Source organism: Treponema sp. (genome assembly GCF_045641405.1).
In the GTDB taxonomy this organism is placed as follows: Bacteria; Spirochaetota; Spirochaetia; order Treponematales; family Treponemataceae; genus Treponema_D.
In genome coordinates this window covers 41213-64248 of the sequence record NZ_JAZUGX010000073.1, presented here as the reverse complement: position 1 = coordinate 64248, position 23036 = coordinate 41213, and the positions used below count along the sequence as shown (strand labels likewise).

Genomic DNA, 23036 nt, shown 5'->3' with positions numbered 1-23036 from the left:
TGCTCGATCCCATGTCATTGTCGGACTTGATCCGACAATCTGCTGCCGGTATAGACAGAGATCCCCGGATCAAGGCCGAGGATGACATTGCCTGTTCGCGGCTACCGCCCGCTCCCATTGCCATGCATTCTGATTTTTTAAGGGTGTTACTGAGCGGAGCGAACAACGCGGAAGCCCAGATTGATGAACCTGAAGTCCGGGATGTCGTTTAGCCGAAAAGCCACACACGCGATGTTTGCGTCGTCTCCCCAACTACCACCACGCCAAATGCGGTAAGAACCCTCAGAAGGGCCGGCAAGAGGTGTTGTCGGGCCGATATTTGAATACCAGTCATAACACCACTCCCACACATTGCCGCTCATGTCACAGATTCCTAAAGTATTAGGAGCTTTTTTTCCTACCTGATGTGTTCCATAACCTGGAGTACCGCTTTCTGGATCATCATCTGCTGTTGTTCCGGATGCTGTGTTATACCAGTACCAGCCTGCTGCATCCAATGCAGTATCCGAGATTTCATCGGATGTAAGGCTGCTGTCTACACCTGAATATTTATACTTCCATGCAGCAGATTTTGTGTCACCTCCGCGGGCAGCGTATTCCCATTCTATTTCTGTTGGAAGCCGCCAGCCGTCTGCACCTGCTACAGGCTCAACGGTTGCGTCTGTAATGTGTCCGTCTGAAACAACAGGATTTTCAATTTTGTAGGCAGATGTAAGTCCGTCTTTTTCACTTAAAAGGTTACAGAAGTATACTGCGTCGAACCATGTTACGTTTTCTACGGCGCGTTTTCCGTCAATTTCTCCTGCTGTAATTTTGTATTTTGCAGGGTCGCTTGAAGAACAGCTTGGGTCTGCATTTAACCCCAGCTTATTTCCTTTCATCACAGCCTTATATTCGTCTTTTGTAACTTCGTATTTCCCAATGTAAAAATCATTTATTTTAATGCTGCGTGCTGCAGTAAAAGCACCTTCGTAATCCCACAGTTCGTTTTCTAAGCTTCCTGTGAATTCTGCACCTGTAACTTTTACGGTTGCAATGTTTACAGAATCAGACTTGCTGCCTCCATCATGAGAATATCCGGCAAATGCAGTCACTAAAGCAAAGGCCACTGCCGCCATTAATAATTTATTCATTTTTTTCTCCTGAATAAAATTTTGTTAATGGAAATACATTCTGAGTATAAATTTTTTTTGAAAATAAATATAGCGTTTTAAAGACAGAGATCCCCGGCTCAAGGCCGAGGATGACAGTACGCATCATGTCATTCCCGTGCTCGACACGGGAATCTCCTCCGAATACAGAGGGGACAGCCCCCTAATTTTTCTAATTTTTCCACGGATTAATCTATAACATATAATTAAAATGTATAGTTTTATTTTCATTTTTTATATACTTTCCTTGACTTTTTCATATTTTCTGTACTAATTTAAATCCATGAAAGAAACCTTAAAAAAACTCAGGACTGACAATCGTTATTCTCAAGACTTGCTGGCAAAAATACTTGGCGTTTCTCGCATTTCATATCTAAAGTATGAATCAGGCGAAGTTGAACCTCCAGTCGAAATTGTCCGAAAACTGGCAAAAATCTACAAGGTTTCCTACAAAACACTAATAGACAACGAGTTCGCCCAAGAAAACTCTTCTGCTTCTTATTCCTGCGGTCATTGCAAGGAATATTCCGTTGCAAGCCCGGCACCTGCTTATGATGCTTCTTTCAATTCATCATCTGTTAATGCACAATTTATGACAATTCTTTCAGAATTGCAAAATACCATTGTAAGATTACAATCCCAGATTACTTCACTGCAAAAGTCTACGGTTTTTACTGCAGATGGCTTTCAAAAATCCACAAACTTCAACAAAGATTATTTCTTCTCGCAAACTGGCGGCCTTCAGATTGACTCAAGCTACATAGACGAACTGCGGGGAGCAAGCCTTATATGATTCTTTTGGATACTAACATTGTAATAGACATGATTAACAACCAGAATGATCCTCACTGGGATCTTTTGCATCAGGAAAATATTGTTCTATGCGGAATTGTAATTGCTGAATTATACAGAGGAATCAAAAACCAAAATGAAGGGAAAGCAATAGAACTGTTTGTAAATTCCGTAGATTCTCTTCCATTACAAGAAGATGACTGGAAGCAAATCGGTCTTTTTATTGCAAAACTGCGTGATTCCGGTCTAATCGTTCCGTTACAAGATGCAACAATTTCCTACCTGGCTCTTAAGTTCAACTGTTCAGTATGTACAAACGATAAACATTTTAAGCTGATTAGAGAAGTAGAAGAAGAATTACAGCTGCATTGATTCAAATGAGTATCACCTAAAGGTATTTTGAATAATTCAATACAATGTACTGAAGCATCAATAATTAATTGCCTTTTTCTCAGAAAAGAGACCTCCGGGTCACGCCCGAAGATGACAGTTTAAACCAGCGTACCCTTGAATGTGTTTCCATTAAGGCTGTCCAAACGAACATTCACAAAAGAACCGATGATCTTTGGATCTGCACGGAAGGCTACGCGTTCGTTCTGTTCCGTCTTGCCCAAAAGCTCGTTCTGGTCGTCCTTGGAAACTATGTCGGCAAGAACTTTTATGGTCTGCCCTACACGGCGCTTCATCACTTTCTGGGTAAGTTCCAGCTGCAGGTTGATGATTTTCTGCAGGCGTTCTTTTTTTACTTCAATCGGAATCTGGTTTTCCATTTTTTCAGCAGGAGTTCCTTCCCGTGGATTGTAGTAGTACATGAAAGCGCTTTCGAATTCAACTTCCTTCATCAGGGAATAGGCTTCCTCAAATTCTTCGTCGGTCTCTCCAGGGAACCCGAGCATTATGTCCGTTGTAAGTTCAACATCTGGAACGGCTTTTCTGAGGCGGACAATAAGGTCAAGGTAATTTTCCCTAGTGTATTTTCTGTTCATACGGCGGAGAACTTCGCTTGATCCATGCTGAACCGCAAGATGGATTCCACGGCAGATTTTTCTGTCAGTCCTTATCACTTCAATTAGTTCATCGCTGAAATCTTTTGGGTGACTTGATTCAAAACGGATCCATTCAATCGTAGATTTTATTTCATCAAGATGGGCGCTGATGATTTTCAAAAGTTCAGGGAACTTAATTCCATTGTCGTTGTAGCTGTTTACATTCTGACCCAGCAGACAGATTTCACGGACCTTTCTTTCTGAAAGGATATCAAGCTCATGAAGGATGTCCTTTACGGAACGGCTTGTTTCCCTTCCGCGAAGATAAGGAACGATGCAGTAGGTGCAGAAATTGTTGCAGCCGTGCATGATTGGAACAAAAGTACTGAAGGCATTTTCCTCGTAATAGCTTTCCGCAAATTTATAGACGGGTTCAACATCACCCATTTCATACTTGATGTTCTTTTCTACGGCTGGAATGATCTCATGGAATTTTTCCTTGCCAAAGGTACCGACTACATAGTCAACTACAGGCCACATTTTCTGAAGGTCGTGCAAAAGTCGTTCCGCCATGCATCCCATGACAACAACAGTCAAAGGCTTTGGTCCGTTCTTTGCAACATAGTCAGCGGCAACTTCCATGTTGCGCCTCTTGGCATCCTTTGCAAGGACACGGACTTTCTTAAGCCCCGTAAAAAATCCAAGGCGGCCAAAAATTCTTTCTTCCGCACTTCCACGAACGGAACAGGTATTTATAACAACAAAATCCGCAAGCTGAACATCCTCTGCCTTTGTCCATCCACGTTTGATCAGAATCTGTTCAACAGCCGCAGATTCCGCAATGTTCATTTCGCAGCCGTAGTTTTCTATAAAATAATTCATAATATTTAATCTCGCTTTGCTTTTCCAATGTATGTTCGCCGCCACGCACCTGCTACCGGCTCATCTATAAAATAAGTCATTTATAATTCATAATTCATAATTCGTAATTCATAATTATGAACATTTTCTCCTTGTCTTTAAAATTGCCGTAAGTATTTTTGTCAATTCAATATTATCAGAGAACATAACCTGAAACAATTCATCATTAATAAATTCAGTTTCATGCAGCAAATCAAGCCAATATTCAGTTTCGCTTGACTCCTTTAGCGAAATGCCTAGCTTAGCATAGAAATCAGCCTTGCTTTGACCTCTTATAGCCTCTTTTACATTTGCACCAATGCTCGTTCCACTTCTAAGGATTTGCTTTGATAAAACATATTCTTTTTTTCAGAAATCAAAAACTGATATAATCGAATAATCTTAATAGCAAAATCCCTGCTCTTAATTACTACTATGTTATTATCTTTCATCAAATAAAAGATAAACAAATCAATAGGAAAATACCAACTTAGAGCATTTCATAATTCTTAATTCATAATTCATAATTATAAATTATATTCCGTATACGCGTATGCATTGTGGGCATGGATGCTTTCTTCGTTTTCTGCTTCCACACTGAACCAGCTGAATTTTCCGCCGCCTTCAAAATCTTTCAATGCAATGTAGACCTCGCGGACAACATCCTCAACAAAACGGGGATTATCATAGGCGTGCTCCGTAACGAATTTTTCATCCTGTCGTTTGAGCACTGAATACAATGGAGAAGATGCTGAATTCTCAACAGCTTCAATCAAATCCTCAAGCCAGAAAAAATCCTTGTAGAGAATTTTAACGGTAACTGTTCCGCGCTGATTGTGAGCACCGTATTCTGAAATTGCCTTTGAGCATGGGCACAATGTTGTAACGGGAACCTTCACTTCAAGATAGAATTTCTTTTCAGTTTCAGAAACTTCCGCTTCGTATGTACAGATATACTTTATGATTCCCTTTGAACGGGAAACCGGCGCTTCTTTTTCTATATAGTATGGAAAGGAAATCTTGCCAAAGGATTTTTCAGCCTCCAGCTTAGTGCGTATTTCCTCAAGCATTTCCATAAAGTGATTGATCGAAATGTCTTCACGGTACTTATGAAAAACCTCGATAAAGCGGCTCATGTGGGTTCCCTTAAAGTGGTGCGGAAGATTTACAAAAAGATCCACAACGGCAGTCGTATTCTGAACCTTATGCTTCTTGTCCAGAACCGCCACCGGATATTCCACATTGCGTACCCCAACCTTCTTAAGAGGAATCTCTCTATTGTCTTCAGAATTCTGTATGTCTATCATAATAATTCACAATTTATAATTCATAATTCATAGTTTCCAACCATGAATTTTCAATTTACTTGAACGACTATAATTTCTGTAAGAAAAATGGGACGCCGGAGAAAAGTACGAGCGAACGTTTCCGCAGGGAGCGAAGCGACTGAGGACTTAGTGAGCTGTACTTTTCTCCGAAGCTGGGGCCCGTTTTTCTTACAGGTTATTTTCTGCGGATTCAAGTGTATTGTAAATCAGCATTGCGATGGTCATAGGTCCTACTCCACCTGGAACAGGAGTGATGAAACTTGCCTTTTCCTTTGCGCTTTCAAATTCAACGTCACCAACAAGACGGAATCCGCTTTTCTTTGTGCTGTCAGGAATTCTGTTTACGCCAACATCGATGACGCATGCGCCTTCCTTGATCATGTCACCTGTAACCGTCGAAGGATGTCCCGAAGCAACAATGAGGATATCCGCGTTTTTTGTATAGTCTGCAAGATTTTTTGTACCTGTGTGGCAGATTGTTACAGTTGAATTGAATTCCTTGCGGATCATGAGGAGTGCCATAGGCTTTCCCACGATGTTAGAACGTCCTACAACAACTACATTCTTTCCGCTTGTCTCAACGCCCATTTTCTTCAATAAAACTGTAATTCCGTTTGGTGTACATGGAAGGAATCCCTTTTCGCCTGTAACAAGCTTACCTACATTTACAGGATGGAATCCGTCAACATCCTTTTCAGGAATGATTGCGTTTGTTACTTTCTTTTCATCGATATGCTTAGGAAGAGGAAGCTGAACAAGGATACCATGAACAGACTTGTCACGGTTCAATTCATCAATGAGCTTAAGAACATCTTCTTCTGAAGTATCTGCAGGAAGTACTACACTTTTGTCTGCCATTCCAGCTTCTTCAAGGGCCTTTCTTTTACCTGTAACATAGCTTACGCTGGCAGGATTGTCGCCTACAAGAATAACGGCCAGACAAGGAGTAATTCCCTTTGCCTTCAATCCTTCAACCTTCTTTGCAACATCAGCCTTGACTTCTGCCGCAATCTGTTTTCCATCGATAATCACTGCGCTCATGTAACCTATCCTCCGCAAGTTAGTTTAATATGTTGAAAAAATGAGCCAAAAACTCTATAATCTGCCAAATATTATAGTAAAAAACAACAAATTGCCATAGGAATATTTATGAAACGTATAGTTACACTTTTAGCAGTTTGCCTTTTTGCATTCTCTTTTGCTGCAGCACAGGTAAACATGCCAAAGATTCACTACAATCAGAATACAGACGCTTCAGATGAAACATATGATGATTCAGACGATGAATATGAGGAAGGAGATGACGGGAGCGATATTTTCTTTGACTATGGAATGCACCTTCCTGGAGACCAATACATCAGACTTTCCTTGGGATCTTCATATCCTTTAAACTTTCCAGATGCATCAAGCGTACTCCACGGAGAATCCCAGCTTAAAATCGGTGGACAGGGATCGATCGGTTACCACAGTTTCATTACTTCCCAGATTGCATTGGGTGTTGACCTCGGATTTGGATTCAATGTAACAATCGGAAGCCACTCTTTCAATACAGTTCCTATAGTCATCACAGGTACATACGAGCCTTCATTGGGGAAATTCTCATTTCCTCTCACCATGGGAATCGGTTTCGCATGGGAATCCTACAACGGAAAGAACTACTTTCCTGGACTGGTGCTTAAACCTCAGGTTGGTGCACACTACAGGATCTCAGAAAACTGGAGTGTAGGTCTTGATACGGCATACATGTTCCTTCCACAGTTCAATTCATTGCATCACAGTGGAGAGGAAAACAAATACGGTCACTTCTGGTTGGTTGATCTGTGCGCCAGATACATGTTCTAAAAAGTTTATCAAGGATTATAAAATGAAAAGAAATAGATTAGTTGCCATTGTTTCAGCAATATCTCTCACAGCAGGAATCTTGTTTACTTCCTGCCACGACAATATCTATGCCCTCATCGAAAAGGAAGTCGCCATCGACAACAGCGGTCTTAACGGTGATATTTCAAGGATTGTTCGTAGCGGAAATCACCTTTTCCTTGCCAACGGCCGTGTGTATGGCAAAGAGAACAAACCTCTAAGTCAAATCGGAAGAGGCAACTGGAAAAGCCTCTCCATGCCTGTATCAGGATCAAGCGATTTCAATGTAAGCAACAGGGTTGACTGGCTTGCAGCTGATGACACTTATGTATACGCCCTTGCAAGTTTCTACGAAGAAGATGACAACGGAGCAAATGACAACTACAAAAGACAAGTCTATGCAGCAGATGCATCAGACTTTCCAGCATTGAAATGGCAGCTTGTAGAAGGCACAACAGGAAACATTCCCCACACAAAGATTATCTTTGACAACCAGGCATCTTCAGGAAGGAATGCTTATGTAACTCTCAACGGAAAGGTTTGTAAACTCAGCGGAACTACAGCACCTACTCCGGAAACAATCAGCTCAACATACTGTATCGGTGACACAACTTCATCAGCAATCATGAACTGTGTAAAATTCAAAGGAAAAGATTACTTCTCAAAATACTATGCCCTTACTGCAAACGATACTTTTATTTATTACACAGAAACATACACTTCAGGTTCTACAAACAGCGCAAACTACGCAGACACGATATATTATACAGATAATCCTTCTGCAGGAACTACAGGAAACTTCAACACTCACAGCGGAGTTCTCTGCCTTACGCTTACAAAAGATTATCTTTTCTACGGAACAACAGGTGGCCTTGAAAGAACTCTACTTGACGCAGAAAAAAAACCTATTGCAGTCCACTCATTCGGCAACAACGGAAACAGCGTAATTTCGGAACACGTTTACATGGTTTATGCATACGATCAGAATGAACCAATGGCAAACACGGATCTTTACTGCGCATCTACAATCTATGCATCCATTTCTTCCAGCTCAGACTCCTACGAGAACATAGGTCTTTACGCCTGTCCTGCAGGTAGCGACTGGAACCGCGACGGCGACTGATGAATGACGACGTTCTTTTCCAGTCAGCCGCATTGAATTCCCATGAGCCTCTTGCTTCCCGCATGAGGCCTCGTTCCCTTGACGAGTATATCGGACAGAGTCATATTGTCGGCAAAGGACGGCTTTTACGCCGTGCCATTCAGGCAGACCAGCTTACATCAGTAATTTTTTACGGTCCACCTGGAACTGGAAAAACAACCCTTGCCCGTGTAATAGCAAACCATACAAGCTCGCACTTCATTACCCTAAATGCAGTCCTTACGGGCGTTGCCAACATTCGCGATGCCATCAAGGAAGCAGAAGACAAGAAAAATCTTTACGGCAGGAAGACAATCCTCTTTGTAGACGAAGTTCACCGCTGGAACAAAAGCCAGCAGGATGCCCTTTTGCCATGGGTTGAAAACGGAACAATAATTTTAATCGGTGCCACAACAGAAAATCCTTTCTTTGAAGTAAACAAGGCTCTTGTTAGCCGCAGCCGAGTATTCCAGCTGAAATCCCTTGAAAAGGAAGATTTGATTTTTGCAGCGACCCAGGCACTAAACGACAAGGAAAGGGGTTATGGAAACTACAAGGTAACATTTGAAGAAGGTGCCCTTGAACATCTGGTAGAAACTGCCAACGGTGACTGCCGTTCCCTTTTGAACGCCCTTGAGCTTGCAGTTGAGACAACGCCAGAATCCTGGCCTCCATTGGTTGGATCAGAAATCTATATTTCCAAGGAAGCCTGCGAAGAAAGCATCCAGAAAAAAGTTGTTCTCTATGACCGCGACGGCGACTATCACTACGACATCATTTCCGCATTCATAAAAAGCCTTAGAGGGCGCGATCCTGATGCAGCCTGTTACTGGCTTGCAAGAATGGTAAAAGCTGGAGAAGATCCCCACTTCATTTTCAGACGCATGCTTATTTCCAGCTGTGAAGACACGGGGCTTGCAGATCCAAGAGCAATTCAGGTTGTTGAAAGCTGCGCCGCTGCCTTTGACAGGGTTGGCTTTCCTGAAGGAAATTATTTTCTTGCACATGCAGCCCTATACCTGGCAACAGCTCCAAAATCAAATTCAAGCATGGCATTTTTTGACGCCATGTCTGCAGTTGAAAAGGAAGATGTGGAAGTTCCTAACCATTTAAAGGACAACAACCGCGATGCAGAAGGCTTTGGCCACGGCAAGGGATACCTTTATCCTCACGCATACCGCGACCACTGGGTTGCACAGCAGTATCTTCCTGATGCTCTTACAGGCAGAGTTTTCTACACTCCATCAGAACAGGGATACGAAGGCGAAATCCGCGGAGATGTTCTTAGCCGCAGGGAAGCACAGATTGCTGCTATTCTTGAAGATGCCGACGGTACAGAAAACCTTACGGTAAATCCTATTTCCGACTGGTGGGCAAAGGCAGGTCATTTTGCAGGATTTGAAAAGACCGAAGAAAACCTTACATTCACCCCTGAAGACAAAAACCGCAATGCAAGCCTTAACCGTGCAGAAAATGCATGGAAGGCTAGGACCGAACTTAACCGTGCAGAGATTCTCCTGGAAACCCGCAATGCAATGATTTCATCTGCAGAAATTTTACGGCACCACAGATGCCTTGCGGTCAATGCAGATGACGGACTTCTGGTTTTTGACCTAATAAGAAAAACTCCTGAAGGTCATGTCTACGGAATCTGCAGGACAGAAAAAGGAATGGATACACTGAAGCAGTATTCCTCTACCCTTGCAGAACTTGACCAGCCGGAATACACAGTTCAGCCGGCTGGTAATCTCTGGGCAGATGGAAACCTGGAAAATGCAATAGGAAATTTTGGAGACATTGAAATCGACAGATTTTTTGCAAGAAATATATTTGCCACAAAAAATGATATGGACAATGCAGCCGGAACTTTTACAGCCTTGAAAGAAAAAGGCATGCTTGCTGATAATTTCAGGATCATCTTGAGCCAGATAATTCCTTGTGGCGGACAGCACATGTCGCGCCTTGTTGAAGAAAGTTCATTTGCCAGATCCGTAATGACAGATGAAGACCTTATGATCGTTGAAAAACTTGAAAAGGCGGAGAAGGAATTCTTCAGCGACAGTGAAAATCCCCTGTTCAACTGGAATGAAAATACAATTGAAGGGTTTTTCAATTCGAATGATTTTTCCTGCAATGTGATTCCTTTTGTCCAGGTTGAGAGAAGAAAAATTTCAAAAGCCGAACTTGACCGCTGGTTTGACACCAAAAATTCAGCATATGGAAAATTCATGGCTGAAAAAATCGGACATGACAGCCTGATGAAGTTCAAGGAACTTTTTGAAAGAACAGCCCAAAGACAGAATTTCAATTGGAAGGTAAAAAATTCCATTGTCGTAATCGGGAAAAAATAAAACCTCCGAAAATTCAGTTTGAATTCCCGGAGGCTTAAAAATTTACGCAGCAAAATGCCGGTTTATTCAGGCTTTATAAGATTAATCTGATATTTAGAATTTCCGTAGCTGAATAATATATGTATTTTACCTGTAGTAGTTTTTACTTCAAAGTCACTGACCGGATTCCACTGAATATTATTTGATCCGATTTCTTTTCCTGCCTTTACTGTAATTTTGGATTTCAATACGGAATTTTCAAGGGCAAGCAGTTCAGAAGTAATTCCATTGACAGTAAAATTCCCAAGGTTTTTTCCAAGGCTGTATTTTAGCTCGTCATAAACATTTATCGTTTTTTCAGGACCTCCATCTATGGCAATCTTTATGTAATCTGAAAAAGTTTCGCCTTCTGAATAGGAAAAGAGATAGATGGTGTACTCTTTTCCGTTTTCAGTGAACACAATCTTTGCTGCATATCGTCCGTTTGCTCCAGTCTTTTCTGAATTTTGCGTATCAATGTATTTTCCTGTGTTCAAATTCACAGTATCGGAACAGCCGTAATAAATGGTAAAGTTATCCAGCAGATCCATAGTATAATCATATTTAACAAAGCTATTTCCATCACTAATCTTGAAAACGGCATCGTTTAGCGTAGATTCACTGTTTCTGACTATCCTAATGTAATTTCCGACTCCCTTTACAGGAGCTGGAGGCAAAACAACGGTTTCATCGTCATCTTTTGAACAGGAAACAAACGCCGCCATCAACAGGACAGAAAATATCCTGACAGCGTTCAATAAATTCTTTTTCACAATACACCTCCACATATATATACTCTACAACCATATTTTTATTTCACAAATTTCCATAAATCAAGAAATATATAATGAACGAGGTGGGCTGCGGCATTTGATTTTTTACGGCAAAACCTATATATTTTTTCTCTATGGATTTAATCAAAAAACTCGACGAATGTGAAAAGCGCTTGAAGGAAGTGCAGGAACTTGTAATGGATCCTGATCTTGTTAAGGACCAGAAGAAATACAAGGACACAATGAGAGAAAACGGCTACCTTACAGAAGTTTGCGAACTTTATGCCGAATATAAGAAAATTCTCCAGGGCATCAAGGATTCCACAGAAATGATTACTATGGAAGACGATGTTGAAATGAAGGAAATGGCCCGTGAGGAATTGAAGGCTCTTGAAGAAAAGAAGCCTCAGATGGAAGAACAGATCAAGCTTAAGCTGATTCCACCTGATCCACTTGATGAAAAGAACATCATCCTTGAAATCCGTTCAGCCGCTGGTGGTGACGAAGCATCCCTTTTCGTACGCGATGTTTGGGAAATGTACATTCACCTTGCAGAGCGCAAAGGCTGGAAGACAGAAACAATGGAAGCACAGGAAACGGAAGTTGGCGGTTTCAACAAGATCGTTACTTCCATCAGCGGAAAATTCGTTTACGGAACATTGCGATGGGAATCCGGAGTTCACCGTGTTCAGCGTGTTCCTGCAACAGAAAGCCAGGGCCGCCTTCAGACTTCCACAGTTACAGTTGCAGTTCTTCCAGAAGCAGAAGAAGCAGACATTACAATCAATCCAGGCGATGTTCGTGTAGATGTTATGCGTGCAGGTGGACCAGGCGGACAGTGTGTTAACACTACAGACTCAGCAGTTCGTTTGACACATATTCCAACAGGCATCGTTGTTATTCAGCAGGACCAGAAGAGCCAGATCAAGAACAAGGAAAAGGCTTGGCAGGTTTTGCGTGCCCGTCTCTTTGACCTTAAGCAGGGAGAACTGGACAAGGAACGCTCAACAGCCCGTAAGCTTATGGTTGGAAACGGTGACCGTTCTGAAAAGATCAGAACCTACAACTATCCGCAGGACCGCATCACTGACCACCGCATCAACATGAGCGTACACAACCTTCCAGGCTTCATGATGGGCAACATGGACGACATGCTTGATGCCCTCAACGTTTACGCAAAGGAAGAACAGTTCAACGAACTGGACAAATAGTTACAAAGGCAGCAGGTAAAAACATCTGCTGCTTTTTTTATATTTCAGCGCCGAAAAATATGACAATCCAGCAGTTCAAACAGACAGCAATAGAAAAACTTACCACATCTCCTTCACCTGCCCTTGATGCAGATGTTTTACTCCAATGGATTTTACAGAAGGACAAGACATTCATCCTCTTTAACAGGGATCTTGAACTTACAGAAGAACAGGAAGCAAAACTTGCAGAAGCTATCGCAAAACGAAAGACAGGGCTGCCGATTGCCTACATCACAGGACATAAGGAATTCTTTGGTCTCGACTTCAATGTAACTCCTGATGTTCTCATTCCAAAACCAGATACGGAAATTCTTGTAGAAAATGCAGCCAACTGGATAATTGATGAATATACAAGGCAGCCAAGAATATTCAACATCTGCGACATGTGCACTGGAAGTGGTTGTGTTGGAATCAGCCTGATGAAATTCCTTTCCGAATCCGACGGTACAATTTCAAAGGAACATCTCCCGGGCTTTACCATGTGCGACATAAGTTCTGCAGCCCTTGCCGTTGCAAAAGAAAATGCCGACAGACTTCTTTCAAAAGCACAGAGACAGAAATTTAATTTCGTACAGACTAACCTTTTTGACAATCTTGGTCATGCAAAAGTTGGCATCTACGACATCATAGTTTCAAACCCACCCTATGTTCCGGCATCGGAAACCACAGAACTTTTAAAAGACGGAAGGAGCGAGCCACGACTTGCCTTGGACGGAGATGTTACCCTTGAAGGAAAACCTAGCGGAACCGATGACGGACTTGCACTCATCAGAAACCTTATTCCACAGGCCTACAGATTCTTGATTCCAGGTGGAATGCTCATCCTTGAAACAGGTGAATACAATGCAGAAGAAACTGAAAGAATAATGAAGGAAAACGGATTCAAAAACACAAAGCTGTATTACGACCTTGAAGGCCAGCTGAGAAATGTTTCAGGCATAAAATAAGCTGTAAACAAAAAAAATCCCACATCAATGTAATAAAACATCGTGCGGGATTCTTTATTCACTCAATCTAGTTTTTACTTTATAAGAGTCTTATAAAGGTCGATTACCTTTTTCTTTGTAACAGCCTTTGGATTTGATTCAACGAATGTGCTCTTCATTACATTGTCTGCAAGGAATTCCAAATCATCCTTTGTAAGTTCAAGTCCTTCGATTACCTTTGGAAGCTTAAGGTCCTTTGCAAGTTTTTCAACTGCTGCAACAGCTGCCTTTCTGTAGGCATCTGGCTTTGCTGTAGCAGAAATTTTTGCTCCAAGGGCAAGGGCAATATCTTTATACTTAGTTCCACTTGCTGCGGCATTGTGCTGCATTACAGCCGAAAGCAAAAGTGCAGATGTAAGTTTTGCAGGAGCTCCGTTTGCGGCTTCAAGGGCATTTGCCATTGCTGTAGCAAGACCTGCGCTGCTGTTTGAAACCGCAAGACCTGCAAGATACTGACCATAAAGCACCTGTTCCTTGGCAGCATTTGCGGCAGCAGTACCCTTAACGGCATCCTTAACGTTTTCTGCAATTATCTTGATTGACTCTACGGCATTGATGTCTGTCATGAGCCAAGCTTCCTTGCAAACAAGAGCTTCTACAGAAGAAGCAATGAGAGCCATTGAAGAAACCGCAAAATCTTTTGAAGATGCAAAAATGTCAGAATCACAGATAACGGCATCTGCAAGAGCATGAACATCGAAACATTCAATCTTCTTGCGCTGAGCTTCATCATCAAGCATTACATCGTAGCCAAAACCACGGGCATTTCCAACTGAAGAATAAACAAGATAGAGTGGAATTGCAGGCTTCTTTGACTTATCACGGCCTTCAAGCTTGCGGGCATCGATGATGTCTGGATTTCCAAGGAGGACTGCAGCTGCCTTAGCCGTATCCATTACAGATCCCGATCCAAGAGCAACAAGAACATCAGCACGGAATGACTTGGCGGCTTCTACAGCAGCCTTAACGTTATTTACCGTAGCAGCCATGTTTACGCGGTCAAAAACCTGATAAACCAGCTTGTTCTTAGCAATGAGAGATGTTATCTTTTTTGCAGCTCCACTTTCCTCAGCAGAACCGTCTGTTATAACAAGAATTCGCTGAAAATCGCGGTTCTTGATGATATCCATTAAATTTTTTATAGCGCCACTGCCAAAAAAGGAAAATGCGCTTGTAGCTATCTGATTAGGCATAAATTCTCCTGAATTTTTACGCGGATATTATGACTGTAAATCCCCTTATCGTCAAGGTAAATAAAGAAATATTACTATACAAAACCCTTGAAATACTCCACAGAGAAGTTTATATTTAGGTCATGGCATTTACAATTAATAGAAAAAAAATAGCATTTTTTATGGCTTCCCTGCTTGTTTTGTTGTCTTCCTGCACGCAAAAGAAGGCTCCTGCAGTTCAGCCTGAAAAAACTGATGAAAACACTATAAAAATTACTGCCACTTTTTACCCACTTTATGTATTGCTATTGAATATCACTGATGGAATTGATGGAGTTGAACTTTCCATGCTCGCACCTCCAGACACAGGATGCCTTCACGACTACCAGCTTACAACAAAAGATATGAAAAAAATTGAAAGCTGCAACATACTCGTGGCAAACGGTTCTGGAATGGAAGACTTCATAGAAAAAATTCTGGAAACAAAAAAAGATTCACTTATACTTGCATCAGAAGGATTTGAACTCACAGACAACAATTCACATGTATGGGTATCACCAACAGGGGCAATTCATGAAACGCAGAGAATCGTCGAGGGGCTTTCCCATCTTGATCCACGGAATGCTACTAAATACGTAATGAATGGAAACGCATACCTTGCAAAGCTTCAGAGCCTAAGAAGCAGCATGCATTCAATCCTTGATGAATTTTCAGGACAGAAAATCATAACCTTCCATGAAGCATTCCCATATTTTGCATCTGAATTCAACCTTGAAATCGCAACAGTAATTGAAAGGGAACCTGGAGAAACACCAAGTCCAAAGGAGCTTGCAGAGCAGATTCAGCAGATCAAGTCCATCGTCTCAGGCGGAACTAAAATTGCACTTTTTGCCGAACCACAGTATTCTTCCAGTGCTGCGGATATAATCGCAAAGGAAACAGGACTCAAGGTCTTTGAGCTTGATCCTTGTGTAACAGGAAGTTTCAAGGCTGATGACGCAAAGGATTCCTATATCAACACGATGAAAAAGAACGCCGAAGTTTTAAAGGAAGCTTTGGCAAAATAGAACAACGGAAAAAGAATAATGCCATGTCTAATCGGTAAGCAGCATGTTTGCTGTACTAGAATTGCAGGTCTGAGCGTAAAAGGCCGTCACGACTATATTCTCAAGGACATAAACCTTCACATCCACTGCGGGGAACTTACGGCAATTGTAGGACGCAACGGAGCGGGAAAGACAACTTTCATGAAGGCTTTGCTCAATACAATTCCTCATACGGGAACTGTAATTTACGAAGGCGAAAGATGTGCCGGTCACTGCGGAAAAGACAGAACCAGCGACCATGACCGCTACTGCACCTGCCAGAAAAAAATTCCGTACACAACGACAAAACCTGTTTTCGGCTATGTACCACAGTCCCTTTCTGTAGAACCAGGAACTCCAACAAGTGTGGAAGACATGGTTCTCTCCTGCATTTCAAAAAGGCCTGTCTGGCTTCCACACAGAAAGAAAGACAAGGAACGGGTTCTGGAAATTTTAAAATCCACAAATGCCCATGAACTTGTAAACCGCCGTGTATGCGATCTTTCTGGCGGAGAACTTCAGCGCGTAATGCTTGCCCTTGCAATCCATCCTGTACCAGACATTCTTTTGCTTGATGAACCTGTAAGCGGTGTAGACAGAACAGGACTCAAATCTTTCTATGAACTTGTTTCCTCCATCAGAAGAGACTACGACATTACCGTCCTTCTCATCAGCCATGACCTTGATCTGGTTGCAAGGCACGCCGACAGAGTTGTATTCATAAACAACAGCGGTGCCATCATCGGTAAGGTTGAAGATGTTTACGGCAACAAGGAATTCATTGATGTCTTTGGACACATTGAACTTCCCGAAGACAACGACGATGAAGAATCAGAAGAATGCGACCACAACCACGGGGAGGAAGAATGATGAACATGATCTATTCATTCATAGACGCACTGCTTCCTTTTGAATGGCTTTCTCCAATGTTCATGAAGAATGCCTTTCTTGCAATCCTCATTGCCTGCCCTCTTTTTGGAATGCTCGGAACTTCCGTTGTTTCCAACCGCATGAGTTTTTTCAGCGATGCCATCGGTCACAGCGCCCTTACAGGAATTGCCCTTGGCGTAATAATCGGCATCCGTGATGTTACAGTTTCAATGATTGCATTTTCACTTCTTCTTAGCTTTGCAATTATCTCTGTAAAAAGGAAGGGAAAATCTTCCAGCGACACAATCATCGGAGTTTTCTCTTCCACTGCAGTCGCCTTGGGAATCGTCCTTCTTTCTGCAGGAGGAAATTTTGCAAAATATCAAAAGTATCTTGTCGGCGACATCCTTAGCATTCAGCCTAAAGAAATCCTTCTTTTAATTTTTGCAGCAATTGTCCTTCTTGTAGTATGGGTGATTTTTTACAATAGGATGCTTCTTGTTTCCATGCACGCAGTTTTTGCAAAAAGCCGTGGAATCAAGACCTTCTTAATCGAACAGATTTTTGCATTGCTCACAGCGGTCATCGTAACAGTAAGCATCAGGTGGACTGGTCTTCTTGTAATCAATTCGCTCCTTGTTTTGCCTGCAGCAGCATCAAGACTTGTAAGCCGTTCAACAGGAAGATACACATTGCTTTCTGTGCTCATATCCCTCATCAGCGGAATCCTTGGTCTTGCCTTAAGCTACCAGTTCAACACGGCAAGCGGGGCTTCCATCGTTCTTGTAAATGCGGTTCTTTTTATGGGATGTCTCATCTTTACAGTTTTAAGGAAAAGCAATTGATCAAGGCAGTTATTTTTGATTTGGACGGAACTCTACTCGATACAATTCAGGACCTTGCCGACAGCTGCAACAAAACCCTTGAACAGCTTGGAATGCCACCTCGCACTTTGGATGAAGTCCGCAGTTTTGTTGGCAACGGAATTGCGCGCCTTATGGAACAGGCAGTTCCACAGGGCAAAGAAAACAAGGACTTTGAAAGGTCAGTTGAACTGATGAAAAAAAATTACAGCACAAACTGGCACAACAAGACAAAACCTTATGACGGAATAATGGATTTGATTTCTGCACTGAAAGAACGCGGAATCAAAATTGGAATAAACTCAAACAAGCCAGATCCACAGGTCAAGGAACTTGCACAGCTCTATTTTTCAGAAGTTGTAGACGGAACTACGGCAGTAGGAGAAAAGGAAGGATTCAAAAGAAAACCTTTTCCTGACCTTGCCAATGAAATCATCCGCATCATGGATGTTGATAAAGAAGAAGTTGTCTACATCGGAGATTCTGAAGTTGATGTGGCAACGGCTCGCAATGCAGGCATCAAATGCATCAGCGTTACCTGGGGATTCAGAAGCAAAGAACTTCTGGAATCAAACGGAGCAAAAACATTTGCAGACAAGCCGGAAGAAATTTTAAATTTAATTGAACAACTATGAACAAAGACATTTTTTTACAGGGACAGGTGGCAGAGGATTTTGATTTCTACAGAATCCGCGAAACAATCTCACATTTTGCACAAAGCGAAGAAGGACGCGACTCTGTACTTGAACGTGAAAGCACAACAAACAAAGAAAAAATTGACCTCTATAAAAACCTTGGAAGGCAATGGCATCTATACCTAAACTCGGACAATCCACAGGCCCTATTTGCCTGGCCACCAGTAAAGGAAATTTTTTCGGCTTTTGGAGTTGAAGGTGCGGCATTGAACCAGGAGCAGATTTTTGCCCTTGGTCTTTTTGCAACCTATGTTGAAAAAACAAGGAACGCCATCAACGGAGCAAGAGATGAACTTAAGATTCCAGATCTTGCAAAGACAATGGACACCATTCCTTTTCTTGGTCAGGCCGCAGATGAAATTTTCAAGATTCTTGACATTTCCACAGGCGAAGTAAAGGATCTTCCAGTTCTCCGCGAAATCAGATCAAGGATTGCATCCCTCAAAAGGGAAATTGAAAACGCCATTCGAAAATACACCTCAGACTCCAATTTAAGCCAGGCACTGCAGTCCAACGTTCCTGTTTTCAGGGCAGATAGAGAACTTCTTGCTGTAAGGGCAAACCAAAAAAATTCCATAAAGGGAATCGTTCACGAAGTAAGCGCAACAGGACAGACACTCTTCATTGAGCCTGATGAAATCGTCAAATCCAACAACGAACTTGTGGAAGAAGAATACAGGTTGCAGGCTGAAATAAACAAGATTTTTCAGGAGCTTACAGAAAGCCTTGGAAAGTTCAAACCAGAATTCATTGAGGCACAAAAAGGCATGGTACTTCTGGACAGCGCCTATGCTGCGGCAAGATGGCAGAATTCCATCAACGGAATTTTTGCAGAAGACTGCGACATGGAAAAGGAACCGCCTTTCATTTCAAAGGCAAGACATCCTCTTCTTGGAGAAAAGGCAGTTCCAGTCACTATCACTTTCATGCAGGGCAAAAAAGTTCTCATCATCACGGGACCAAACACGGGTGGAAAGACAGTCACCCTTAAGACAATTGCCCTCTTTGGTCTTTTGAACCAGGCAGGATTTCCAATTCCAGCAGAAGAAGGGACAAGGCTTCCAATTTTCAGTTCCGTTTTTGCAGATATTGGTGACGAACAGTCCATAGACGAATCCCTTTCAACTTTCTCCAGCCGCATGAAAAAGATTGCCCTTGCATTGCACAATGCGGATGACAGATCCCTTGTTCTTCTGGACGAACTTGGAAGCGGAACGGATCCTCTTGAAGGAAGCGCCATAGCCATGGCAACACTGGATCTTCTTCTTGAAAAGGATTCTTTTGTCATTGCAACTACCCATCACGGCGTACTCAAAAACTACGGCTACACAAATCCAAAGTGCGTAAATGCCAGCGTGGAATTCAATACGGAAACCTTAAGGCCAACCTACAATCTTCTCATGGGAATTCCTGGAGAAAGCCACGCCCTAGATATTGCACTCCATTCAGGCCTCCCAGAAGAAGCCGTAAAGAAAGCGCAGAATTACATTTCAACTGAACAGGCAGATGTAAGCACACTGATAAAAGGACTTACAGCAAAACACTCTGAACTTGATGAACTTTTAAGACAGCAGAAGATAAAGGAAACTGACCTTCAGAACAAGGAACTTAAAATCCACAACCGTGAAATTAAAATCCTTGAACGCGACATTGAACTTAAAGAACTTGAAAACAAGCAGAGCTTTGCATTCCTTCGTGAAACGAGAAGCCAGCTTGAAAACCTTGTCCGTGTCCTTCGTGAAGGTGAAATCACAAAGGAAAAAACTCAGGGCGTAAAGAAATTCATAAGCGACATTGAAGACTCCATCGACCAGCAGAAACTTGAGCTTGAAAGAAAACGCAGGGAACTTGAAGAAGAAATCAGCAAGCTTAAGTCGGAAGAAGAAAAGATTGCAGAAAACGGCATGCGCATAAAAAAGGCAAAGGAACACGGCACTACAAACGGAAAGAAAACAAAGCAGCGTATTTCCAATGCCGAGGCACTTAAGACCGCAACCGTTGACGAACGGCAGACAGAATTTGCAAAGCGCCAGAAGGAACCTAAAAAAACCGCCCCGACAAAAATTGAATACAAGGAAGGGATGGAAGTTCTTTGCGGCGCAGAAAAACGCAAGGGTACTTTGGTCAGGCTTGTCAAAGAAGGAATCTGGCAGGTTCAGATTGGCTTCATGAAAATGGAAGTTCCACAACGTCAGATGATTCCTGCAGAAAAACCTGTTTACGAAAAATCAACGGCAGACTATTTCATTGAATCAACTTCTTCTGTTGAAGACGAAGCCCCTAAATTTGAACTCAGGCTTTTGGGAATGAGATGCGAGGAAGCATTGCGTGCCCTGGAGCATCAGCTTGATCTATGCGCAATCAAGAACTTCAGGAATTTTTCTATTGTACACGGAAAGGGAAACGGAATCCTGCAGCAGGCAGTTCACGACTACCTGGCGCACTACCCTGGAGTAAAGGACTACCGCTTTGCACGGCCGGAAGAAGGCGGAAGCGGCAAGACCTATGTTGAACTGAACTAAACTTCAAGCTCAGGGATTTTTTCCTTGAGCTTTGAAAGGAACTGGTGGCCTGTAACCCCTTCGCGAAGGCAGGCGAAAATGCAGTTTTCACCTGCAATGGTACCAAGAATATCATCCATGTTCATAGCATCAAGGGCATTTGAAACGCTGTCGGCATGGCCGCCAAAAGTCTTGATGACAACCATGTTGCCGCTAAAGTCTATGCTGACATAGCCACGGAGGAAATCGCGGACATAGATCTGGTCGTTTTCAGAAAGGTCTTCATCTTCCTGAATTGTATATACATAGCCGTTGCTTCCATCACTGACTTTTCCAACCTTCATAAGCTTCAAGTCACGGGAAAGAGTCGCCTGAGTCACTTCAAAACCGTCGGCAAGCAAAAGGTTCAGCAATTCATCCTGGCTTTTGATTTTGTTGTTCTTTATGAGTTTTTTAATCGTCTTAAGTCTCTGGTGTCTGTCTTTCATTTCTATAAATATACAGAATTTTGCATATTTATGCAAAATAAATCTCAATTTGTTGTAATGTTTTCTATTATTTGGTATAGTTTTCAATCATCAAATAGAAAATTTGCTAATAAAGGAGTATTTTATGGCAATTTCATGGAACAATTTGGACAAGCTTGAATCATTCAAGAAGCTCCAGTCTCTTAAGAATTCAGTTTCAGTTGCAAAGGAACTTTCTGGTTCTGACGGTGCAAAGCGCGTTGCAGAATATTCAATTCCTATGGCAGGCGGACTTACATACAATTATGCAGCAAAACAGGTAAACGCTCAGGTTCTTTCTGTACTTGAAGAACTTGCAAAGGAATCTCAGCTCCTTGAAAAATTCGAAGCACTCTATAACGGTGATGTAATCAACACTGGAGAAAACCGCATGGTTCTCCATCAGCTTCTCCGCGGACAGCTTGGCAAGGATGTTATGGCTGACGGCGTAAACAAGCGCGAATTCTACATCAATGAACAGAAGAAGATGGCAGATTTTGCAAACAAGGTTCACAACGGTGAAATCGTAAACGAAAAGGGTGAAAAGTTTACAACAGTTTGCCAGATCGGTATCGGTGGTTCAGACCTCGGCCCACGCGCAATCTACCTTGCACTCGAAAACTGGGCAAAGGCTAACAACACATTCAAGATGGAAGCTAAGTTCATCTCAAATGTTGACCCAGACGATGCAGCTGCAGTATGCTCTTCAATCGACATTTCAAAGACAATCTTCATCCTTGTTTCTAAGTCAGGAACAACTCTTGAAACACTTACAAACGAATCATTCGTAAAGGACTTCATCGTAAAGGCTGGATGCAACCCATCAAAGCACATGATTGCAGTTACTTCTGAAACATCACCACTTGCAAAGAGCCCTGACTACCTTGCAGCATTCTTCATGGATGACTACATTGGCGGACGCTACTCTTCTTCTTCTGGTGTAGGTGGAGCAATCCTTTCACTCGCATTCGGACCAAAAGTATTCGCAGACTTCCTTGACGGTGCAGCAGCAGAAGACGCAACAGCAAAGAACGCAGACATCAGAAAGAACCCTGCCCTTCTCGACGCACTTATCGGTGTTTACGAAAGAAACGTTCAGGGATACCCTTCAACAGCAGTTCTTCCATACTCACAGGCTCTCTCAAGATTCCCAGCTCACCTTCAGCAGCTTGATATGGAATCAAACGGTAAATCTGTAAACCGCTTTGGCGAAAAAATCGACTACGTTACAGGTCCTGTAATTTTTGGTGAACCAGGAACAAACGGACAGCACTCATTCTACCAGTTGCTCCACCAGGGAACAGACATCGTTCCACTCCAGTTCATCGCATACAGCGAAAACCAGACAGGAAAGGATGTAGTAATCGAAGATTCAACAAGCCAGAAGAAGCTCTGCGCAAACGTAACAGCACAGATCATCGCTTTTGCTTGCGGAAAGGACAATGAAAATCCAAACAAGTTCTTTGCTGGTGAACGCCCTTCAAGCCTTATCTACGGAAAGCAGGTTAACCCAGCTTCAATCGGTGCCCTCCTTGCCCACTTTGAAAACAAGGTTATGTTCCAGGGCTTCATCTGGAACATCAACAGCTTCGACCAGGAAGGAGTACAGCTCGGTAAGGTACTTGCAAAGACAGTACTCGGCGGAGAAATGGACGGTGCACTTAAAGCTTACGCAGACCTGCTTATAAAGTAAGCAACAGCTTCGACCAGGATAGCGGTTTTCCGCTAAAAAAGTACGACGGAGCTTTGGAAGCATACGCAAAGATCTTCGGGCTCTAATTCAATGCATAATTCATAATGCATAATTG

Annotated in this window: 21 protein-coding genes; 13 read left to right on the top strand and 8 right to left on the bottom strand. The window is 42.5% G+C overall.

Annotated elements, in window-relative coordinates:
* Positions 1–146: 146 nt before the first annotated feature.
* Positions 147–1133: a formylglycine-generating enzyme family protein gene (locus ACKI39_RS11600; RefSeq protein WP_407400702.1), complete on the bottom strand. Its 987-nt coding sequence runs from the start codon at positions 1131–1133 to the stop codon at positions 147–149.
* Positions 1134–1434: 301 nt separating this feature from the next.
* Here ACKI39_RS11600 and ACKI39_RS11595 point away from each other — a divergent pair, with 301 nt between their 5' ends.
* Positions 1435–1944, top strand: coding sequence for a helix-turn-helix transcriptional regulator (locus ACKI39_RS11595; RefSeq protein ID WP_407400700.1), 510 nt, complete (start codon positions 1435–1437; stop codon positions 1942–1944).
* Positions 1941–2315: a PIN domain-containing protein gene (locus ACKI39_RS11590; protein WP_407400698.1), complete on the top strand. Its 375-nt coding sequence runs from the start codon at positions 1941–1943 to the stop codon at positions 2313–2315. The genes ACKI39_RS11595 and ACKI39_RS11590 overlap by 4 nt, the downstream gene beginning before the upstream one ends.
* Positions 2316–2434: 119 nt before the next feature.
* On the opposite strand, the gene miaB is transcribed toward ACKI39_RS11590, so the two are convergent.
* From miaB to folD, 4 genes are all read right to left on the bottom strand, one after another.
* On the bottom strand, positions 2435–3811 hold the full coding sequence (miaB, locus tag ACKI39_RS11585; RefSeq protein WP_407400696.1) for a tRNA (N6-isopentenyl adenosine(37)-C2)-methylthiotransferase MiaB: 1377 nt from the start codon (positions 3809–3811) through the stop codon (positions 2435–2437).
* Positions 3812–3925: 114 nt separating this feature from the next.
* Entirely contained in the window at positions 3926–4150 is a 225-nt protein-coding gene (locus ACKI39_RS11580) for a four helix bundle protein (RefSeq protein ID WP_407400784.1), read from the bottom strand.
* 206 nt (positions 4151–4356) lie between these two features.
* A complete protein-coding gene (folE2, locus tag ACKI39_RS11575) occupies positions 4357–5136 on the bottom strand; it encodes a GTP cyclohydrolase FolE2 (RefSeq protein WP_407400694.1) in 780 nt (259 codons plus the stop codon).
* A gap of 189 nt (positions 5137–5325) precedes the next feature.
* On the bottom strand, positions 5326–6198 hold the full coding sequence (folD, locus tag ACKI39_RS11570) for a bifunctional methylenetetrahydrofolate dehydrogenase/methenyltetrahydrofolate cyclohydrolase FolD (RefSeq protein WP_407400692.1): 873 nt from the start codon (positions 6196–6198) through the stop codon (positions 5326–5328).
* A 108-nt stretch (positions 6199–6306) separates the two neighbouring features.
* On the opposite strand from folD, the gene ACKI39_RS11565 reads away from it, so the two are divergent.
* The 3 genes from ACKI39_RS11565 to ACKI39_RS11555 are packed head-to-tail and all read left to right on the top strand — an operon-like array spanning position 6307 to position 10509.
* Positions 6307–6999 (top strand): TP0733 family outer membrane beta-barrel protein, encoded by a 693-nt coding sequence (locus ACKI39_RS11565; RefSeq protein WP_407400690.1) that lies wholly within the window; start codon positions 6307–6309, stop codon positions 6997–6999.
* Positions 7000–7021: 22 nt separating this feature from the next.
* Complete coding sequence (locus ACKI39_RS11560; RefSeq protein ID WP_407400689.1) at positions 7022–8140, top strand: hypothetical protein; 1119 nt, start codon at positions 7022–7024, stop codon at positions 8138–8140.
* Positions 8140–10509, top strand: coding sequence for an AAA family ATPase (locus ACKI39_RS11555; RefSeq protein ID WP_407400687.1), 2370 nt, complete (start codon positions 8140–8142; stop codon positions 10507–10509). The genes ACKI39_RS11560 and ACKI39_RS11555 overlap by 1 nt, the downstream gene beginning before the upstream one ends.
* 62 nt (positions 10510–10571) lie before the next feature.
* On the opposite strand, the gene ACKI39_RS11550 is transcribed toward ACKI39_RS11555, so the two are convergent.
* Positions 10572–11300: a hypothetical protein gene (locus ACKI39_RS11550; RefSeq protein ID WP_407400685.1), complete on the bottom strand. Its 729-nt coding sequence runs from the start codon at positions 11298–11300 to the stop codon at positions 10572–10574.
* 134 nt (positions 11301–11434) lie between these two features.
* Between ACKI39_RS11550 and prfA the strand changes: the two genes are divergently transcribed.
* Both prfA and prmC read left to right on the top strand, forming a co-directional pair.
* A complete protein-coding gene (gene prfA / locus ACKI39_RS11545) occupies positions 11435–12511 on the top strand; it encodes a peptide chain release factor 1 (RefSeq protein ID WP_318690090.1) in 1077 nt (358 codons plus the stop codon).
* A gap of 59 nt (positions 12512–12570) precedes the next feature.
* Positions 12571–13497: a peptide chain release factor N(5)-glutamine methyltransferase gene (prmC, locus tag ACKI39_RS11540; RefSeq protein WP_407400683.1), complete on the top strand. Its 927-nt coding sequence runs from the start codon at positions 12571–12573 to the stop codon at positions 13495–13497.
* A 74-nt stretch (positions 13498–13571) separates the two neighbouring features.
* On the opposite strand, the gene ACKI39_RS11535 is transcribed toward prmC, so the two are convergent.
* On the bottom strand, positions 13572–14729 hold the full coding sequence (locus ACKI39_RS11535) for an iron-containing alcohol dehydrogenase (protein ID WP_407400681.1): 1158 nt from the start codon (positions 14727–14729) through the stop codon (positions 13572–13574).
* Between the two features lie 122 nt (positions 14730–14851).
* Between ACKI39_RS11535 and ACKI39_RS11530 the strand changes: the two genes are divergently transcribed.
* The 5 genes from ACKI39_RS11530 to ACKI39_RS11510 are packed head-to-tail and all read left to right on the top strand — an operon-like array spanning position 14852 to position 20743.
* A complete protein-coding gene (locus tag ACKI39_RS11530; RefSeq protein WP_407400679.1) occupies positions 14852–15775 on the top strand; it encodes a metal ABC transporter substrate-binding protein in 924 nt (307 codons plus the stop codon).
* 18 nt (positions 15776–15793) lie between these two features.
* Positions 15794–16663 (top strand): metal ABC transporter ATP-binding protein, encoded by an 870-nt coding sequence (locus tag ACKI39_RS11525; protein WP_318690086.1) that lies wholly within the window; start codon positions 15794–15796, stop codon positions 16661–16663.
* On the top strand, positions 16660–17508 hold the full coding sequence (locus ACKI39_RS11520; protein ID WP_407400677.1) for a metal ABC transporter permease: 849 nt from the start codon (positions 16660–16662) through the stop codon (positions 17506–17508). Before ACKI39_RS11525 ends, ACKI39_RS11520 begins: the two co-directional genes overlap by 4 nt.
* On the top strand, positions 17505–18161 hold the full coding sequence (locus ACKI39_RS11515; protein WP_407400675.1) for an HAD family hydrolase: 657 nt from the start codon (positions 17505–17507) through the stop codon (positions 18159–18161). Before ACKI39_RS11520 ends, ACKI39_RS11515 begins: the two co-directional genes overlap by 4 nt.
* Positions 18158–20743, top strand: coding sequence for an endonuclease MutS2 (locus tag ACKI39_RS11510; protein ID WP_407400673.1), 2586 nt, complete (start codon positions 18158–18160; stop codon positions 20741–20743). Before ACKI39_RS11515 ends, ACKI39_RS11510 begins: the two co-directional genes overlap by 4 nt.
* Here ACKI39_RS11510 and ACKI39_RS11505 read toward each other — a convergent pair.
* Positions 20740–21210, bottom strand: a complete 471-nt coding sequence (locus tag ACKI39_RS11505; RefSeq protein ID WP_407400671.1) for an arginine repressor — start codon at positions 21208–21210, stop codon at positions 20740–20742. The genes ACKI39_RS11510 and ACKI39_RS11505 overlap by 4 nt on opposite strands.
* A gap of 124 nt (positions 21211–21334) precedes the next feature.
* On the opposite strand from ACKI39_RS11505, the gene ACKI39_RS11500 reads away from it, so the two are divergent.
* On the top strand, positions 21335–22921 hold the full coding sequence (locus ACKI39_RS11500) for a glucose-6-phosphate isomerase (RefSeq protein WP_407400669.1): 1587 nt from the start codon (positions 21335–21337) through the stop codon (positions 22919–22921).
* Positions 22922–23036: the final 115 nt, after the last annotated feature.

What these genes read in the sequence shown, in the direction of transcription:
- ACKI39_RS11520 (WP_407400677.1), top strand. Translation starts at nt 16,660, where the DNA reads ATGATGAACATGATCTATTCATTCATAGACGCACTGCTTCCTTTTGAA.
- ACKI39_RS11600 (WP_407400702.1), bottom strand. Translation starts at nt 1,133, where the DNA reads ATGAATAAATTATTAATGGCGGCAGTGGCCTTTGCTTTAGTGACTGCA.
- ACKI39_RS11505 (WP_407400671.1), bottom strand. Translation starts at nt 21,210, where the DNA reads ATGAAAGACAGACACCAGAGACTTAAGACGATTAAAAAACTCATAAAG.
- folD (WP_407400692.1), bottom strand. Translation starts at nt 6,198, where the DNA reads ATGAGCGCAGTGATTATCGATGGAAAACAGATTGCGGCAGAAGTCAAG.
- ACKI39_RS11595 (WP_407400700.1), top strand. Translation starts at nt 1,435, where the DNA reads ATGAAAGAAACCTTAAAAAAACTCAGGACTGACAATCGTTATTCTCAA.
- ACKI39_RS11590 (WP_407400698.1), top strand. Translation starts at nt 1,941, where the DNA reads ATGATTCTTTTGGATACTAACATTGTAATAGACATGATTAACAACCAG.
- ACKI39_RS11500 (WP_407400669.1), top strand. Translation starts at nt 21,335, where the DNA reads ATGGCAATTTCATGGAACAATTTGGACAAGCTTGAATCATTCAAGAAG.
- folE2 (WP_407400694.1), bottom strand. Translation starts at nt 5,136, where the DNA reads ATGATAGACATACAGAATTCTGAAGACAATAGAGAGATTCCTCTTAAG.
- ACKI39_RS11525 (WP_318690086.1), top strand. Translation starts at nt 15,794, where the DNA reads ATGCCATGTCTAATCGGTAAGCAGCATGTTTGCTGTACTAGAATTGCA.
- prmC (WP_407400683.1), top strand. Translation starts at nt 12,571, where the DNA reads ATGACAATCCAGCAGTTCAAACAGACAGCAATAGAAAAACTTACCACA.
- ACKI39_RS11510 (WP_407400673.1), top strand. Translation starts at nt 18,158, where the DNA reads ATGAACAAAGACATTTTTTTACAGGGACAGGTGGCAGAGGATTTTGAT.
- ACKI39_RS11530 (WP_407400679.1), top strand. Translation starts at nt 14,852, where the DNA reads ATGGCATTTACAATTAATAGAAAAAAAATAGCATTTTTTATGGCTTCC.
- miaB (WP_407400696.1), bottom strand. Translation starts at nt 3,811, where the DNA reads ATGAATTATTTTATAGAAAACTACGGCTGCGAAATGAACATTGCGGAA.
- ACKI39_RS11535 (WP_407400681.1), bottom strand. Translation starts at nt 14,729, where the DNA reads ATGCCTAATCAGATAGCTACAAGCGCATTTTCCTTTTTTGGCAGTGGC.
- ACKI39_RS11555 (WP_407400687.1), top strand. Translation starts at nt 8,140, where the DNA reads ATGAATGACGACGTTCTTTTCCAGTCAGCCGCATTGAATTCCCATGAG.
- ACKI39_RS11565 (WP_407400690.1), top strand. Translation starts at nt 6,307, where the DNA reads ATGAAACGTATAGTTACACTTTTAGCAGTTTGCCTTTTTGCATTCTCT.
- ACKI39_RS11560 (WP_407400689.1), top strand. Translation starts at nt 7,022, where the DNA reads ATGAAAAGAAATAGATTAGTTGCCATTGTTTCAGCAATATCTCTCACA.
- prfA (WP_318690090.1), top strand. Translation starts at nt 11,435, where the DNA reads ATGGATTTAATCAAAAAACTCGACGAATGTGAAAAGCGCTTGAAGGAA.